This window comes from Vandammella animalimorsus (assembly GCF_002285265.1).
GTDB lineage: Bacteria > Pseudomonadota > Gammaproteobacteria > Burkholderiales > Burkholderiaceae_C > Lampropedia.
Genome location: NZ_NSJB01000006.1, coordinates 105,560 through 120,661 on the forward strand (window position 1 = coordinate 105,560; position 15,102 = coordinate 120,661).

The window sequence follows — 15,102 nt, forward strand, 5'->3', positions numbered from 1 at the left end:
CATGGCCATGGGCGTGATGCTCTCGCCCGCCGACACGGCCCCGGCGCACGACGCGCCCACCCGGCAAACCCAAGCGGCTCCATCGCCTGCGCCGCCCGCCCGCGCCAGCCGCCAGGCCGGGGCCACCGATGCGCCGCACATGGCCACCATCGGCTGGCGCCAGCTGCCGCAAAAGGCGCGCGACACCTATGCGCTGATCCTGCAGGGCGGCCCCTTCCCCTACGACAAGGACGGCAGCGTCTTCGGCAACCGCGAGCGCCTGCTGCCCGTGCAGGCGCGCGGCTACTACCGCGAATACACCGTGCCCACGCCCGGCGTGCGCCACCGCGGCGCGCGGCGCATCGTCTGCGGCGGCCGGCAGGCCACCGCGCCCGAGCACTGCTATTACACGGCCGACCACTACGCCAGCTTCCGCCGCATGCTGTTGCCGTAGGGCAGCGCTGGCCGCAAACCCTCGGCGGCCCTTGGCGCGTCGCCGCCCCGCATCCGCAGGCGCTGAAGCGCCGCCGTGCGCCAGGCCGCCAGCGTGCCGCTACCATTGCGCGCCATGAAGACTCTCTCGATGCTCTCGGGCTACGACTGGCTGGCCCTGGCCTGCTTTCTGGGCGTGTGGTGGGGCTACATGGGCATGACCAAGTACAGCCGGATGCGCCACCGCTCGCTGCTGGCCACCACCAACCGCTACCGCCGCTACTGGATGAAGCAGGCCACGATGCGCGACCCGCGCATGCTCGATGGCCTGATCACGCAAAACCTCTCCAGCACGCCGACCTTCTTCAGCTCGACCACCATCATCGTCATCGGCGGCCTGTTCGCGCTGCTGGGCACGACCGACAAGGCCGCCGAGCTGATGCGCGCCTTCCCCTTCGCCCAGCCCGCGCCGCCGGAGGTGTTCGAGCTGAAGATCCTGCTGCTGATCTCCATCTTCGTGTACGCGTTCTTCCGCTTTTCGTGGTCCATGCGGCAGTACACCTTCGTGGCGCTGGCCATTGGCGGCATGCCGCCCGTCGATGAGTTCAAGGCCGGGCGCTTTGACCCCAATTACTACGCCGAGCGCGCCGGCAAGCTGGTGGGCCGCGCCGCCGAGGCATTCAACGACGGGCTGCGCGCCTACTACTTCTCCTTTGCCGCGCTGGCCTGGTTCTTCTCGCCCCTGGCGCTGATGGCCGCCACGGCGCTGGTGGTGTTCATCCTGTACTCGCGCGAGTTCCACTCCGACGTGCTCAAGATCCTGGCCGAGTAGCCAGCCCCCGCGCAAAAGCCGACACATTGGCCTGCAATGTGTTGCAGAATGACACGCTGCCGCCCGGTCAGGCGCCTGGCGACTGAAGACGCCCCCCCGGCAAGGCCGCGGCAGGGGCTGGCTCAACCAATACAACCACCACAACCATGCAAGAGTACCGGCAAGTGCTGGCGCGGGCGGAGCAGCTGATGCGCGCGGGCGATTACCAGGGGGCGCTGGCCATCCTGGAGTTCCTGCTGCCCAGGCACCCCAACGTCGTGGCCTTGCACTGGTACCGCAGCCGCTGCCTGGTGCGCCTGGGCCAGCGCGACAAGGCCCGCATTGCGCTGACGGCGGTGCTGCGCGCGCGGCCCAACTTCGTGCCGGCGCTGATGATCCGTGTCAAGCTCGCGCGCGATGATGCCGAGGACTTCGACGTCGAGCCGCTGCTGCAGCGCATTTTGCTGCTCGAACCCGAGCGCGCCCGCGCCATGTACTGGCTGGCCGATACGCTGCTGCAGCGCGGCCCCGAGCACCAGCGCGAAGCCCTGCAACTGCTCGACCAAAGCATCGCCCTGTCCCCGGATCTGTTCAAGGCGCGGCTGCGCCGCGCCGACTTGCTGATCGCGCAAAGCGAAGACCCCGAGCAGCTGCCCCAAGACGCCCAGCTGCACACCGACGCCCTGGGCGTGGGCCTGGACCGCAGCAAGCTGGAGGCGGCGCTGGCCGATCTGCAATACGTGGCCGACCGCCGCCACCATGAAAAAGCCGACATCCGCGCCGCGCACATCCTGCTGCGCCTGGGCCGCCAGCAAGAGGCCCTGGGGCATTTCGACCGCATGCTGGCGCGCCTGCCCCCTGGCGACCCGCGGCATGCCGCGCTGCAACTGCTGCGCCAGCAGGCCCTGCAGCGCCCCCAGCCAGAGGCCGGGCCCACCGATGCGGCCGCGGCCGCTGCCGCAGCCACCGCTGCCGGCACGCCCGATCACGGCATGGCCAAGGCCCCAGGCAGCGCACAAGCTGCGGCACAATAGCCTGCCCTTGCTGGCACCAACGGCTGCCCGGGCCTGATCCGTACCCCCAGGCGCGCTTTGCGCGGGCCGCCACGAACGACGGACAGGGCCAGCGCCGACAAGCGCTGCCAGCCATTTGTCCCGTACTGAAAGAAAACGCACCATGGCCTCAGTCAACAAAGTCATCCTCGTCGGCAACCTCGGACGCGACCCCGAGTTGCGCATGTTCCCCAGCGGCGGCCAGGTGGCCAACGTCAGCGTGGCCACGACCGAACAATGGCGCGACAAGCAAACCGGCGAGCGGCGCGAGCTGACCGAATGGCACAACGTGGTCTTCAATGACCGCCTGGCCGAAATCGCCGCGCAGTACCTGCGCAAGGGCTCGTCCGTCTACATCGAAGGGCGCATCCGCACCCGCAAATGGCAGGACCAATCCGGTCAGGACCGCTACACCACTGAAATCCGCGCCGACGTCATGCAAATGCTCGGCGGCCGCGGCAGCGGCGGCGCGGACGGCAGGGACGGCGGCTACGACGGTGGCGGCTACAGCAGCGGCGGCTATGGCGGCGGCGCCCCGGCCCGCCAGCAACCCGAGCGAGCGCCCCAGGCCGCCCCCGCAGCCCAGCGCCCCGCAGCCCCACCGCCGCCACCGGCACAGAACTTCGACCAGTTCGAGGACGACGACATTCCGTTCTGAGAACAGCCGCCAACCCGGGCCGAGCAAAGCGCTGGCCCAGGCAATGCCCCTTGCGGCCCGCCCTGGGCCAGCAGCGGCACAAGCCGCCCCGATGCGCAGCGAAGGGGCGCAAGCAGCAGGGTCGCTTTTCTGAGGGGCTGTTGAGATGGCGTGTTGCGGCGGTGTTTTCGGTCAAAAAACGCTTCGCCAACCCAATCTCAACAACCTCTGGTCACTTTCTTTTTGCGAAAAGAAGAAAGTGACTGCGCCGCCGGACCCGGACGCACATCCCGGCCCCGGCCCTTGCCTCCCACATGGGCGGCAACAGCCGGGCCAATCTCTCCAAGACTTTGAACGCTCTTACGCCGGCACTGCCGCGTTGAGCTCGTCGCGCGTGCGCAATGCCTGGGCGCGCGCGGCCTGGGCAAAATCGGCCCCCTGGCTGGCGTAGAGGATGGCGCGTGAGGAGTTGATGGCCACGCTGCCCGGGCCGGTATAGGCGGCGCGCACCGTGGCCACGGCATCGCCGCCCTGCGCGCCCACGCCCGGGATCAGCAGCGGCAGGCTGGGGGCGCAGCGGCGCACGGCCGCTACGTCCTCGGGGTAGGTCGCGCCCACCACCAGGCCCAGCTGGCCATTGCTGTTCCATGCCCCCTGGGCCTGGGTGGCCAGGTGCTCGAACAGGCGCGGCTGGCCCGGCACGTCGGCCAGGCGCTGGGCCTGAAAGTCATTGCCGCCAGGGTTGGAGGTGCGGCACAGCAGGAACACGCCCTTGTCCGGATATTGCAGATAGGGCTGCACCGTGTCTTGCCCCATGAAGGGCGAGACCGTGACGGCATCGGCCCCATAGCGCTCGAAGGCTTCGCGCGCGTACTGCACGGCGGTGGCGCCAATGTCGCCGCGCTTGGCGTCGAGGATGACCGGCACGCCGGGCGCGGCCTGGCGGATGTGGGCGATCAGGCGCTCGAGCTGCGCCTCGGCGCCCTGCGCGGCAAAGTAGGCAATCTGCGGCTTGAAGGCGCAGGCCAGATCGGCCGTGGCATCGACGATGGCCGCGCAAAAATCGTAAATGCCTGCCGCGCCCTGGGGCAGGTGGGAGGGCAAGCGGGCCGGCTCGGGGTCCAGCCCGACGCACAGCATGGTGTGCTGGCTGCGCGCTGCAGCCGTCAGTTGGTCGGTAAAACGCATGGCGCGAGATTGTGGCACAGCGCCTGCCGGGCCCAATGCAGAGCCAGCGGCCCGGGGGCCGCTGGCGTTGAGCGTTGAGCGTTGAGCGTTGAGCGTTGAGCGTTGAGCGTTGAGCGTTGAGCGTTGAGCGTTGAGCGTTGAGCGTTGAGCGTTGAGCGTTGAGCGTTGAGCACCGGGCGCTGCGGCGGCGCTCATTCACGCCGCTGCAGCGCACCATTCAAGTCAACTGAGCTGGCCGTGGCAGTGCTTGTACTTCTTGCCGCTGCCGCAGGGGCAGGGGTCGTTGCGGCCCACGCGCGGCAGGGGCTGGCCGTCGCCCGCAAAGGCGGCCTGGGCATTGGTCTGGTCGATGGCGCGCTGGGCGATGTCCTCGGCGGCCTGCTCCATGTGCTCGGCGGCCTGCTCGACCTGCTGCGGATCCTGGATGCGCACGCGCATGATGATGCGCGTGACTTCGGCGCTGGAGTTGCTCAGCATCAGGCGAAACAGCTCGAAGGCCTCGCGCTTGTATTCCTGCTTGGGCTGCTTTTGCGCAAAGCCGCGCAGGTGGATGCCCTGGCGCAGATAGTCCAGCGCGCTGAGGTGGTCGCGCCAGGCGGTGTCGAAGGTCTGCAGCAGCACCACGCGCTCGAAGTGCCCGAACTGGTCCGCGCCCACGCGCTCGACCTTCTCGGCGTAGGCTGCATTGGCCGCCTGCAGCACCTGCTCCAGGATGTCCTCGGCGGCGATGGTGTCGGCCGCCTGGGCCTTTTCGACCAGGTTCAGGTGCAGATCCCACTCCTGGGCCAGCTCGGCCTGCAGCGCGGGCAGATCCCACTGCTCCTCCATCGAATCGGGCGGTACATGGCGCTGCACCAGCTCGGTGAAGGTGTCCTGGCGCATGTTGGCGATGAGCTCGCCCACGTGCTCGGCGTCGAGGATTTCGTTGCGCTGCGCGTAGATGACCTTGCGCTGCTCGTTGGAGACGTCGTCGTAGTCCAGCAGTTGCTTGCGGATGTCGAAGTTGCGCGCCTCGACCTTGCGCTGGGCCGATTCGATGCTGCGCGTGACCAAGCCGGCCTCGATGGCCTCGCCCTCGGGCATCTTCAGGCGCTCCATGATGGCGCGCACGCGGTCGCCGGCGAAGATGCGCATCAGCGGGTCGTCCAGCCCCAGGTAAAAGCGCGAGGAGCCCGGATCGCCCTGGCGGCCCGAGCGGCCGCGCAGCTGGTTGTCGATGCGGCGCGATTCGTGGCGCTCGGTGGCGATGATGCGCAGCCCGCCCAGCTCCTTGATCTTGGCGTTGTCGGCCTTCCACTGCTCGCGCAGGGCCTCGATTTGCTGCTGGCGCGCGGCCTCGTCCAGCGCCTCGTCGGCCTCCAGCGCGGCCACTTGTTTTTCGATGTTGCCGCCCAGCACGATGTCGGTGCCGCGCCCGGCCATGTTGGTGGCGATGGTGATCATGCCCTCGCGCCCGGCCTGGGCAATGATGTCGGCCTCCCGCTCGTGCTGCTTGGCGTTGAGCACCTGGTGCGGCAGGCCGGCCTGCTCCAGCAGGCCGGAGATGATCTCGGAGTTCTCGATCGAGCTGGTGCCCACCAGCACCGGCTGGCCGCGCTCGTGGCACTCGCGGATGTCGGCGATGGCCGCCTGGTATTTTTCCTTGGTGGTCTTGTAGACGCGGTCGAGCTGGTCCTCGCGCTGGCTCTTGCGGTTGGGCGGGATGATGACGGTCTCCAGCCCGTAGATTTCCTGGAACTCATAGGCCTCGGTGTCGGCCGTGCCCGTCATGCCAGCGAGCTTGCCGTACATGCGGAAGTAGTTCTGGAAGGTGATCGAGGCCATGGTGGTGTTCTCGGCCTGCACGCGCACGCCTTCCTTGGCCTCGACGGCCTGGTGCAGGCCATCGCTCCAGCGGCGCCCGGCCATCAGGCGGCCGGTGAACTCATCGACGATGATGACCTCGTCGTTCTGCACCACGTAATGCTCGTCGCGGTTGAAGAGCGTGTGCGCGCGCAGCGCCGCGTACAGGTGGTGCACCAGCATGATGTTGCTGGGGTCGTAGAGCGAGCCGCCCTCGGCCAGCAGGCCTTGCTCGGCCAGAATGCGCTCGGCGCTCTCATAGCCCTGGTCGGTCAGGTGCACCTGGCGCGATTTCTCGTCCACCGTGTAGTCGCCCGGGGTGATCACGCCCTCGCCGGTGCGCGGGTCGGCCTCGCCCTCCTGGCGCACCAGTTGCGGCGCGATGGTGTTCATCACCTGGTAGACCTTGGTGTTGTCCTCGGCCGGGCCGCTGATGATCAGCGGCGTGCGCGCCTCGTCAATCAGGATGGAGTCCACCTCATCGACGATGGCAAAGTGCAGGCTGCGCTGCACGCGCTCGCCGGCCTCGTAGACCATGTTGTCGCGCAAGTAGTCGAAGCCGTATTCGTTGTTCGTGCCGTAGGTGATGTCGGCGTTGTAGGCGGCCTGCTTGGCCTCCTTGGGCAGCATGGCCAGGTTGATGCCCACCGTCAGGCCCAGGAAGCGGTACAGCCGCCCCATCCATTCGGCATCGCGGCGCGCCAGGTAGTCGTTGACCGTGACCACGTGCACGCCCTTGCCCTGCAGCGCATTGAGGTACACCGGCAGCGTCGAGGTCAGCGTCTTGCCCTCGCCGGTGCGCATCTCGGCGATCTTGCCGTAGTGCAAGGCCATGCCGCCGATGAGCTGCACGTCGAAGTGGCGCATTTTCATCACGCGCTTGGAGGCCTCGCGCACCACGGCAAAGGCCTCGGGCAGCAGTTGATCGAGGCTTTCGCCTTGCGCCAGGCGCTGCTTGAACTGTGCGGTCTTGCCCGCCAACTCCTCATCGCTGAGCTTTTCCAGCTCGGGCTCCATCGCGTTGATGCGGTTGACCGTCTTGCGGTATTGCTTGAGCAGGCGGTCGTTGCGGCTGCCAAACAGCTTGGTGAGGAAATTGGTGGCCATGAAAAATCACCGCCTCGCAACACCTGGGGCGCAGCCCAGGCCGAGGGGCCTTCTAAATATCAAATTGCAAATCAAAAGCCCGCCACGCGCCTGAGGCCAAAAAGCCAAGCCAGCGCTTGCACGGGCTCGCGGTGAAAACCGCCGCGCATTCTACCGCGCGGCCAGCCGGCGCCATGCCCGCTGGCAATGCTGGCATCTGGGGCCGGCGGCGGTCATTTCAAGCCCACTCGCGCCGCGCCCCAAGCCGGGGCAGCCAAAGCGCGGTTGCGCCGCCGCCACGCGCGCTGGGCCGCTCGATTCGTGCCGCCCTGCCCTTGGGATTGGGCTGTGCAGGCTCTCACTACAATAGCCCGCCGATTGGAAGTGACATGCCCGCCCTGATTCTCGAAGCCCCCTCGCACCTGCTGCCCGCGCCAAGCCCGTGGGCCTTCGTGCGCAGCGCCGATGGCCAGACCGTCAGCGACAGCGGGCACAGCCCCGTGGGCCTGCTGCCCGTGCCAGGCAAGGGCACGGAGGTGGTGCTGGTGCTGCCGGTGCAGGACGTCTCCTGGCACTGGGTGCGGCTGCCGCAGATCGCCCTCAGGGATCGCGCGCGGCTGCGCGCCGTGCTGCAAGGCCTGCTGGAAGACCAACTGCTCGACGAGCCCGAACAGCTGCACTTTGCGCTGGAGCCACAGGCGCGCGCCGGTGCGCCCTGCTGGGTGGCGGTGTGCCAGGCCGAGCGCCTGCAAGCCCATGTGACGGCCCTGGCCCAGCAAGGCCTGCAGGTGCAGCGCATCGTGCCGGCCTTCGCCCCGCCGCCGCACGATGCCGCCGGTGCCGCAGACACAGCCGATGCCAGCGACGCCGCGCCGGCGGCGGCCGCCTTGTACGCCATCGGCACCGAGGACGACCCCTGGCTGGTGGCCGTGGGCGCCAGCCAGGGCGGCAGCGCGCCCGCGCCACAGGCCGGCGGCGTGCTGGCCCTGCCGCTGACAGCCAGCGCCGCTGCGCTGGACTGCGTGGCCCAGCCCGGCGCCAGCGTGCAGGCCGAGCCGGCCCTGTACCAGCTGGCCCAGCAGCGCCTGGGCCGCCCGGTGCAATTGCTGGAGCCGCCCCAGCGCCTGCTGCAAGCGGCCCAATCGCCGTGGAATCTGGCGCAGTTCCAGTTCGCCAACAGCGGGCGCGACCGCCTGGGGCAAAACCTGAACAAAGGGCTGCAGAATTTTCTGCACGCCCCGGCCTGGCGCTGGGCCCGCTGGGGCGCGGCCCTGCTGGTGCTGGTGCAGCTGGCGGGCATCCAGCTCTGGGCCTGGCAGGCGCGCCGCGATTTGCAGCAGCTGCACGCCCAGGTCGATGCGGTGTTTCGCAGCACCTTCCCCAAAGTGGCGGTGGTGGTCGATGCGCCACGGCAAATGCGCCAGGAGCTGCAGCGCCTGCAGCAGCAAAGCGGCGCGCTGACGCCCGGCTCCTTCGAGGTGCTGGCCGGCGCGGCCGGCCTGGGCCTGCCCGAGGACATGCGCCCGCAGGAGCTGCACTATGAAAACGCCCAGCTGCGCCTGGGCGGCCTGCCGCAGGGCAGCGAATTGCTGCAGCAATGGGAGGACGGCCTGGCCGCACAAGGCCTGCTGGCGCAGTGGCACGAAGGCCGCCTGCAGATCGAGCCGGCCCCAACCACCCCAACCAGGGGCCAGCCATGAACCGCCCTGCACTGCCCTCCACCCAAGCCCCCGGCCATGCGCCGGGCCGCATCGGCGCGGCGCTGGCGCCGCTGCGCCAGCGCTGGCACAGCCTGCAGGCGCGCGAGCGCCGCATGCTGGCACTGGCTGCCTCCGTGGTCGCTGGCGGCCTGCTGTGGGCGCTGGCGCTGCAACCGGCCTGGCGCACCTGGCAGGGCTACGAGCCCCGGCGCCTGGCGCTGGAGCAACAGCTGCAACACATGCAGGCCATGCGCCAGCAGGCGCAGCAATTGCAGCAGCAACTGGCCGGCAGCGCCACGGCCAGCAGCACGCCAGCGGCGCTGGCCGCCGCGGTGGAGGCCAGCGCCAAGCGCCTGCTGACCGCGCCCGACCAGGGCGCCAATGCCGCGCCGCAGCTGACCGTGGCCGGCGACCGCGCCACCGTGCGCCTGCGCGCCGTGCCCGCAGCCCAGCTGCTGCAATGGCTGCGCGAAGTGCGCGAGACCACGCGCAGCCAACCCGTGCAAGTGCAGCTCAGCCGCGATGCGGGCAGCGGCGCGCCGCGCTGGAGCGGGCACATCGTGCTGGCGCTGCCCAGCAGCGCCCAGCCTTGAGCAGCACAGGCCATGGTCATGCATTGCCCCAATCAGTCGATGATCGCCGCCACGGCCAGGAACACGCCGCGATGAGCCGACGCCAGCGCACCCCCCGCACCCCCCGCACAGCCTCTGCAGCCGCCGCGCCTCGGCAGCGCATGGGGCGCTGGGCGCTGCTGGGCGCGCTGCTGGGCCTGCTGCTGGTGCTGGCCCTGTATGCGCCGGCGCGCTGGTTGGCCCATGCGCTGGAGCGCGCCAGCCAGGGCCAGGTGCAATTGCAGCAGGCGCGCGGCACGTTGTGGAACGGCTCGGCCGTGCTGGTGCTCACCGGCGGCGCGGGCAGCCACGACCGCATGCGCCTGCCCGGCCGCCTGAACTGGGCGCTGCGCCCGGCCTGGCTGGGCGCCCGGCTGCAGCTGCTGCCCGATTGCTGCGCCGCCCAGCCCGCCCAGCTGCGGCTGCGCCTGGGCTGGCAGCGCGCCGAGCTGCACATTGCCACGCACCAAAGCCAATGGCCGTCGAGCCTGCTGCAGGGCCTGGGCGCGCCGTGGAACACCTTGCAACTTGACGGCCAGCTGGGCCTGCACATAGAGGATTTGCGCCTGCAGTGGGCCGCTGGCCGCAGTCTGGTGCAGGGCCGGCTGCAGGCCACGCTGAAGAACGCCACTTCGCGGCTGAGCACCATCCGGCCCCTGGGCAGCTATCGCCTTATCATGCACGGCGGCCAGACCCTGGGCCTGCAGCTGCACACCGATGCCGGGCCGCTGCAGCTCAGCGGCCAGGGGCATTGGCAAGGCCAGCGGCTGCGCTTTGCCGGCCAGGCCAGCGCCACGCCGGAGCATCTGCCGGCCTTGTCGAATCTGCTGAGTTTGCTCGGTCGCCGCGATGGCGATCGCGCCATTTTGAATTTCTAGATGGTCCGCATGGATTTCCTACACACCGCCCAGGCGGCTGGCCGCACTGGCGCCGCACCCTTTCCCAAGGCCAAGGCCGCACTGGCCGGCGGCGCGCTGGCATTGGCCCTGGCGCTGGCTGGCCAGGGCATGGCCTGGGCCCAGGCCGGCCAGCCCAGCGTGCGCCGCGGCGAGCCGGTGACGCTGAATTTCGAGAACGCCGAGATCGAGGCCGTGGCGCGCACCATGGCCACCATCACCGGACGCAACGTGGTGGTCGATCCGCGCGTGCGCGGCACGCTGAACCTGGTCACCGAGCACCCAGTGTCGGCGCAGGCGGCCTTTGACCAGTTCCTGGTGGCGCTGCGCCTGCAGGGCTTTACGGTGGTGGAGGCCGCCGGCCTGTACAAGGTGGTGCCCGAGGCCGACGCCAAGCTGCAAAGCGGCGGCGTGCACGTCTCGCAAGGGGCCTTCCCGGCGCGCGGGCCGCGCGGCGGGCAGATCGTCACGCAGATCTTCCGCCTCAACTACGAGAGCGCGGCCAATCTGGTGCCGACGCTGCGCCCGCTGATCAGCCCCAACAACACCATCAACGTCAACCCCGGCACGAATGCGCTGGTGATCACCGATTACGCCGACAACCTGGCGCGCATCGCCAAGATCATTGCCGCGCTGGACGTGGCCGAGGGCACGGACGTGGAGGTCATCGCCCTCAAGCACGCGGTAGCCAGCGAGATGGTGCCGCTGCTCACGCGCCTGCTGGGCAGCGATGGGGGCGCGGCCGTGGTGGCCAACGGCGGCGCCCAGGCGGCAGCGGCCGTGCCCGGCGGCGGGCAGGGCTTTCGCGCCACCATCCTCTCGGACATGCGCAGCAACAGCATCATCGTGCGCGCGGCCAACCCGGCGCGGCTGGCGCAGATCCGCACGCTGGTGCAGCGCCTGGACCAGCCGCCCGCGCCCGGCAGCTCGGCCGAGCACGGCAACATCCACGTGGTGTTCCTGAAGAACGCCGAGGCCAAGCAGCTGGCACAGACCCTGCGCGCCGCGCTGGCCACCGGGCGGCTGGGCGGCGGCCAGGGCAGCGCCGACGAGGGCCCCAGCAGCGCCAGCACAGGCCGCAGCGAGGGCGCCGCCGCCGGCGCGGGCGGCGCGGGCCTGAGCAGCGGCGCGGCCCTGGGCGAGGGCGGCAGTGCCCATTTCGGCCAGAGCCAGGCCGTCTCCACCGGCGGCATCATCCAGGCCGACCCGGCCACCAATTCGTTGATCATCACCGCGCCCGATCCGCTGTACCGCCAGCTGCGCGCCGTCATCGACAAGCTCGACAGCCGCCGCGCCCAGGTGCTGATCGAGAGCATGGTGGTGGAGGTGCGCGCCGACAAGGCGGCCGAGTTCGGCATCCAGTGGCAAGGCGGCATCGGCCGCCAGGGCGACTCCAACGTGGGCGCCATCGGCACCAATTTCCAGGGCACGGGCAACATCATCGACCTGGCCGTGGCCGCAGAGGCGGCGCGGCGCGGCGGCAGCGGCCTGGGCGGCATTTCCTCGAGCTTGCTGGGCAACGGCATCAACCTGGGCGTGGCGCACAACTACGGCGGCACCTATGTGCTGGGCCTGCTGGCGCGCTTTCTCGAAGACACGGGCGATGCCAACGTGCTGTCCACGCCCAACATCCTGACGCTGGACAACGAGGAGGCGCGCATCATGATCGGCTCGAACGTGCCCTTCGTCACCGGCCGCTACACCAACAACAACAGCATTGGCAGCGGCTCGGTCAACCCGTTCCAGACCATCGAGCGCCAGGACGTGGGCCTGTCGCTGCGCGTCAAGCCGCAGATCAACGAGAACGGCACCGTCAAGCTGGCCGTGGTGCAGGAGATCTCCGACGTGCTGGCCAGCACGCTCGACAACGCCAGCGGCCCCAGCACCAGCAAGCGCCTGATCGAGACCAACATCCTGGTCGAGGACGGCGGCATCATCGTGCTCGGCGGCCTGCTGGAGGACCGCTACGGCCAGCGCCAGGAAAAGGTGCCGCTGCTGGGCGACATCCCCGTGCTGGGCAATGCCTTCCGCAGCGAGCGCCGCACCCGCGACAAGGTCAACCTGATGGTGTTCCTGCGCCCCACTGTGATCTACGACAGTGCCGACAGCGACGCCATGGCCATGGAGCGCTACGACATGATCCGCGGCGACCAGCGCATCGTGCAGCCGGGCCGCCATCTGATTCTGGACAGCGTCAACGCCGCGCCGCAATTGCCGCAACTGCCCCCGCCGCAGGATTCGGACAAGGAGCGCCAGACCCGCCAGGCGCGGCGCACGCCGCCGCTGTCGAGCCTGACGCGCGACTCGCTGCATGCGCCGCCCGCCGGCGGCAGCCAGGTCGATGCGCGCCAGCTGCGCAGCGGCGAATCCGACGGCTGGGCCGATTGACGCAGCCAGCGCCCACCCTTATTGCTGCTGCTCCGCCCATTCAATCGCCCCATGGCCGCCTTGCACTACCCCCTGCCCTACGCCTTTGCCCGCAGCGCCCAGCTGCTGCTGGAGGACGATGGCACACGCCTGACGCTGTGGCACGGGCCCAGCCCCAACGCCAGCGCGCTGGGCGAAGTGCTGCGCAGCTACCCGCAGTTCGAGCCCCAGCCACTGGACGCCGCTGCCCTGGCCCAGCGCATCAGCGCCGCCTACTCCGGCGGTGATTCGGACGCCGCGCTGGTGGTCAGCGAGGTCGAAGGCGTGGCCGATCTGACCCGCATGATGCAGGAGCTGCCCGCCGTGGAAGACCTGCTCGAAGCCGCCGACGACGCGCCCATCATCCGCATGCTCAACGCGCTGCTGACCCAGGCCGCGCGCGATGGCGCCAGCGACATCCACATCGAGCCCTACGAGCGCCACTCCAGCGTGCGGCTGCGCGTCGATGGCAGCCTGCGCGAGATCGTGCAGCCCAACCGCGCGCTGCACGGCGCGCTGATCTCGCGCCTGAAGATCATGGCCGATCTGGACATCGCCGAAAAACGCCTGCCGCAGGACGGCCGCATCGCCCTGCGCCTGGGCACGCGCGCCATCGACGTGCGCGTCTCCACCCTGCCCAGCGCGCATGGCGAGCGCGCCGTGCTGCGCCTGCTGGACAAAAGCGAAGGCCGCCTGAGCCTGGAGGCCGTGGGCATGCAGGGCCAGACCCTGGCGCAGTTCGAGCGCCTGATCCACCAGCCGCACGGCATCCTGCTCGTCACCGGCCCCACCGGCTCAGGCAAGACCACCACGCTCTACGCCGCGCTGCACCGGCTGGATGCGCGCGCGCAAAACATCATGACGGTGGAAGACCCCATCGAATACGAGCTGCCCGGCGTGGGCCAGACCCAGGTCAACAGCAAGATCGACCTGAGCTTCGCCACCGCGCTGCGCGCCATCCTGCGCCAGGACCCGGACGTCATCATGATCGGCGAGATCCGCGACTTCGAAACCGCGCAAATCGCCATCCAGGCCTCGCTGACCGGCCACCTGGTGCTGGCCACGCTGCACACCAACGACGCCGCCAGCGCCGTCACGCGCCTGATCGACATGGGCGTGGAGCCGTTCTTGCTCTCCTCCTCGCTGCTGGGCGTGCTGGCCCAGCGCCTGGTGCGCAAATACTGCACGCACTGCCACGGCAAGGGCTGCGGGCACTGCAACCAAAACGGCTACCACGGCCGCACCGGCCTGTTCGAGCTGCTGGTGGTGGACGAGGCCATCCGCGCCCTCATCCATGGCGAGCAGGCCGAAGCGGCCATCCGCGAGCATGCCCTGGCCCACGGCATGCAACTGATGCGCGAGGACGGCCAGCGCCTGGTGCAAGCGGGCATCACCAGTTTTGAGGAGGTGCTGCGCGTCACGCGCGATTGATCGCCCAGGGATTTGTGATCGCCCAAGGGTTTGCACGCCAGACCCAAGGCCGCTACAATGCGCGGTTCATTTGCCCGGCCGGGTGCTTTTTTGCATTGCCCGTTCAACCAAGCGCGGCGGCATTTTGGCAGCAACGCATGGGGCAGATGAAAATCCCGTCATTGCGTTTTTTCCTTTCTTGGCCAGCATCGGCCAGGCAGGGCAAGAACCTCTTTTTTTGGATGAATCACATGTACGCAGTCATAAAAACCGGCGGCAAGCAGTATCGCGTTGCAGCCGGCGACAAAATCAAGGTAGAACAGATCGCTGCGGACGTGGGCCAGGAAATCGTGCTCGATCAAGTGCTTGCCATCGGCAACGGCGCTGATCTGAAAATCGGCACGCCATTGGTTTCCGGCGCCAGCGTCAAGGCGACTGTGCTCTCGCAGGGCAAGCACGACAAAGTGCGCATCTTCAAGCTGCGCCGTCGCAAGCACTACCAGAAGCACCAAGGCCATCGCCAGCGCTACACCGAGCTGCAAATTGGCGATATCGCTGCATAACACAGCCCCTCACGCAGCAGGAAAGGATTAAGACATGGCACAGAAAAAAGGCGGCGGCTCTACGCGCAACGGTCGCGACTCCAAGCCCAAGATGCTGGGCGTCAAGGCCTACGGTGGCGAGCTGGTCAGCGCCGGCTCCATCATCGTGCGCCAGCGCGGCACTCGCATGCACGCTGGCACCAATGTCGGCATGGGCAAGGACCACACGCTGTATGCACTGGTCGACGGGCACGTGGTGTTCCGCAACAAGGGTGCGCTGAACAAGCACACCGTGGAAATCACCCCTGCGGCCTGATCGGCCTGCGCCCGTGGCAAGCGCTGCGGGCGGCAGCAGTGGTTTTGACAAAAGCCCCGCCCTGCGGTAATGCCGTTCACTTAACCCAGTGAACGGCATTTTTGTTGGATAGCTGCGGCACACTTTCTGCCAAGTCATTTTTTTCCTTGGCACAGATGCCCCGCAAACACCACCTTTACCCTGACTTTGGCTCA

General features: G+C 68.9%; 13 protein-coding genes. 11 read left to right on the forward strand and 2 right to left on the reverse strand.

Annotated elements, in window-relative coordinates; all coding sequences use genetic code 11:
- Positions 1 to 16 precede the first annotated feature (16 nt).
- The 4 genes from CK625_RS09315 (at position 17) to ssb (ending at position 2,932) form a co-directional block, all read left to right on the forward strand.
- A complete protein-coding gene (locus tag CK625_RS09315) occupies positions 17 to 433 on the forward strand; it encodes a ribonuclease domain-containing protein (protein WP_095540059.1) in 417 nt (138 codons plus the stop codon).
- A gap of 114 nt (positions 434 to 547) precedes the next feature.
- Positions 548 to 1,243, forward strand: a complete 696-nt coding sequence (locus tag CK625_RS09320; RefSeq protein WP_095540039.1) for a DUF599 domain-containing protein — start codon at positions 548 to 550, stop codon at positions 1,241 to 1,243.
- Positions 1,244 to 1,389: 146 nt separating this feature from the next.
- Positions 1,390 to 2,256, forward strand: a complete 867-nt coding sequence (locus CK625_RS09325) for a tetratricopeptide repeat protein (RefSeq protein ID WP_095540040.1) — start codon at positions 1,390 to 1,392, stop codon at positions 2,254 to 2,256.
- A 142-nt stretch (positions 2,257 to 2,398) separates the two neighbouring features.
- Positions 2,399 to 2,932 carry a single-stranded DNA-binding protein gene (gene ssb, locus CK625_RS09330; RefSeq protein ID WP_095540041.1) on the forward strand — a complete coding sequence of 178 codons (534 nt, stop codon included), beginning with the start codon at positions 2,399 to 2,401 and terminating at the stop codon, positions 2,930 to 2,932.
- A 339-nt stretch (positions 2,933 to 3,271) separates the two neighbouring features.
- On the opposite strand, the gene pyrF is transcribed toward ssb, so the two are convergent.
- Positions 3,272 to 4,099 (reverse strand): orotidine-5'-phosphate decarboxylase, encoded by an 828-nt coding sequence (gene pyrF / locus CK625_RS09335; RefSeq protein WP_095540042.1) that lies wholly within the window; start codon positions 4,097 to 4,099, stop codon positions 3,272 to 3,274.
- Positions 4,100 to 4,321: 222 nt separating this feature from the next.
- A complete protein-coding gene (secA, locus tag CK625_RS09340; protein ID WP_095540043.1) occupies positions 4,322 to 7,048 on the reverse strand; it encodes a preprotein translocase subunit SecA in 2,727 nt (908 codons plus the stop codon).
- Between the two features lie 368 nt (positions 7,049 to 7,416).
- On the opposite strand from secA, the gene gspL reads away from it, so the two are divergent.
- From gspL to rpmA, 7 genes are all read left to right on the forward strand, one after another.
- Complete coding sequence (gene gspL, locus CK625_RS09345; protein WP_172425131.1) at positions 7,417 to 8,727, forward strand: type II secretion system protein GspL; 1,311 nt, start codon at positions 7,417 to 7,419, stop codon at positions 8,725 to 8,727.
- Positions 8,724 to 9,320 (forward strand): type II secretion system protein GspM, encoded by a 597-nt coding sequence (gene gspM, locus CK625_RS09350; protein ID WP_172425132.1) that lies wholly within the window; start codon positions 8,724 to 8,726, stop codon positions 9,318 to 9,320. Before gspL ends, gspM begins: the two co-directional genes overlap by 4 nt.
- A 71-nt stretch (positions 9,321 to 9,391) precedes the next feature.
- Positions 9,392 to 10,216, forward strand: coding sequence for a type II secretion system protein N (gene gspN, locus CK625_RS09355; RefSeq protein WP_095540060.1), 825 nt, complete (start codon positions 9,392 to 9,394; stop codon positions 10,214 to 10,216).
- Between the two features lie 9 nt (positions 10,217 to 10,225).
- Positions 10,226 to 12,622, forward strand: coding sequence for a type II secretion system secretin GspD (gspD, locus tag CK625_RS09360; protein WP_238945606.1), 2,397 nt, complete (start codon positions 10,226 to 10,228; stop codon positions 12,620 to 12,622).
- A gap of 60 nt (positions 12,623 to 12,682) precedes the next feature.
- Complete coding sequence (locus CK625_RS09365) at positions 12,683 to 14,071, forward strand: GspE/PulE family protein (protein ID WP_095540062.1); 1,389 nt, start codon at positions 12,683 to 12,685, stop codon at positions 14,069 to 14,071.
- A gap of 230 nt (positions 14,072 to 14,301) precedes the next feature.
- Entirely contained in the window at positions 14,302 to 14,613 is a 312-nt protein-coding gene (rplU, locus tag CK625_RS09370; RefSeq protein WP_095540063.1) for a 50S ribosomal protein L21, read from the forward strand.
- Positions 14,614 to 14,647: 34 nt separating this feature from the next.
- Entirely contained in the window at positions 14,648 to 14,908 is a 261-nt protein-coding gene (gene rpmA, locus CK625_RS09375; RefSeq protein ID WP_095540046.1) for a 50S ribosomal protein L27, read from the forward strand.
- Positions 14,909 to 15,102 lie beyond the last annotated feature (194 nt).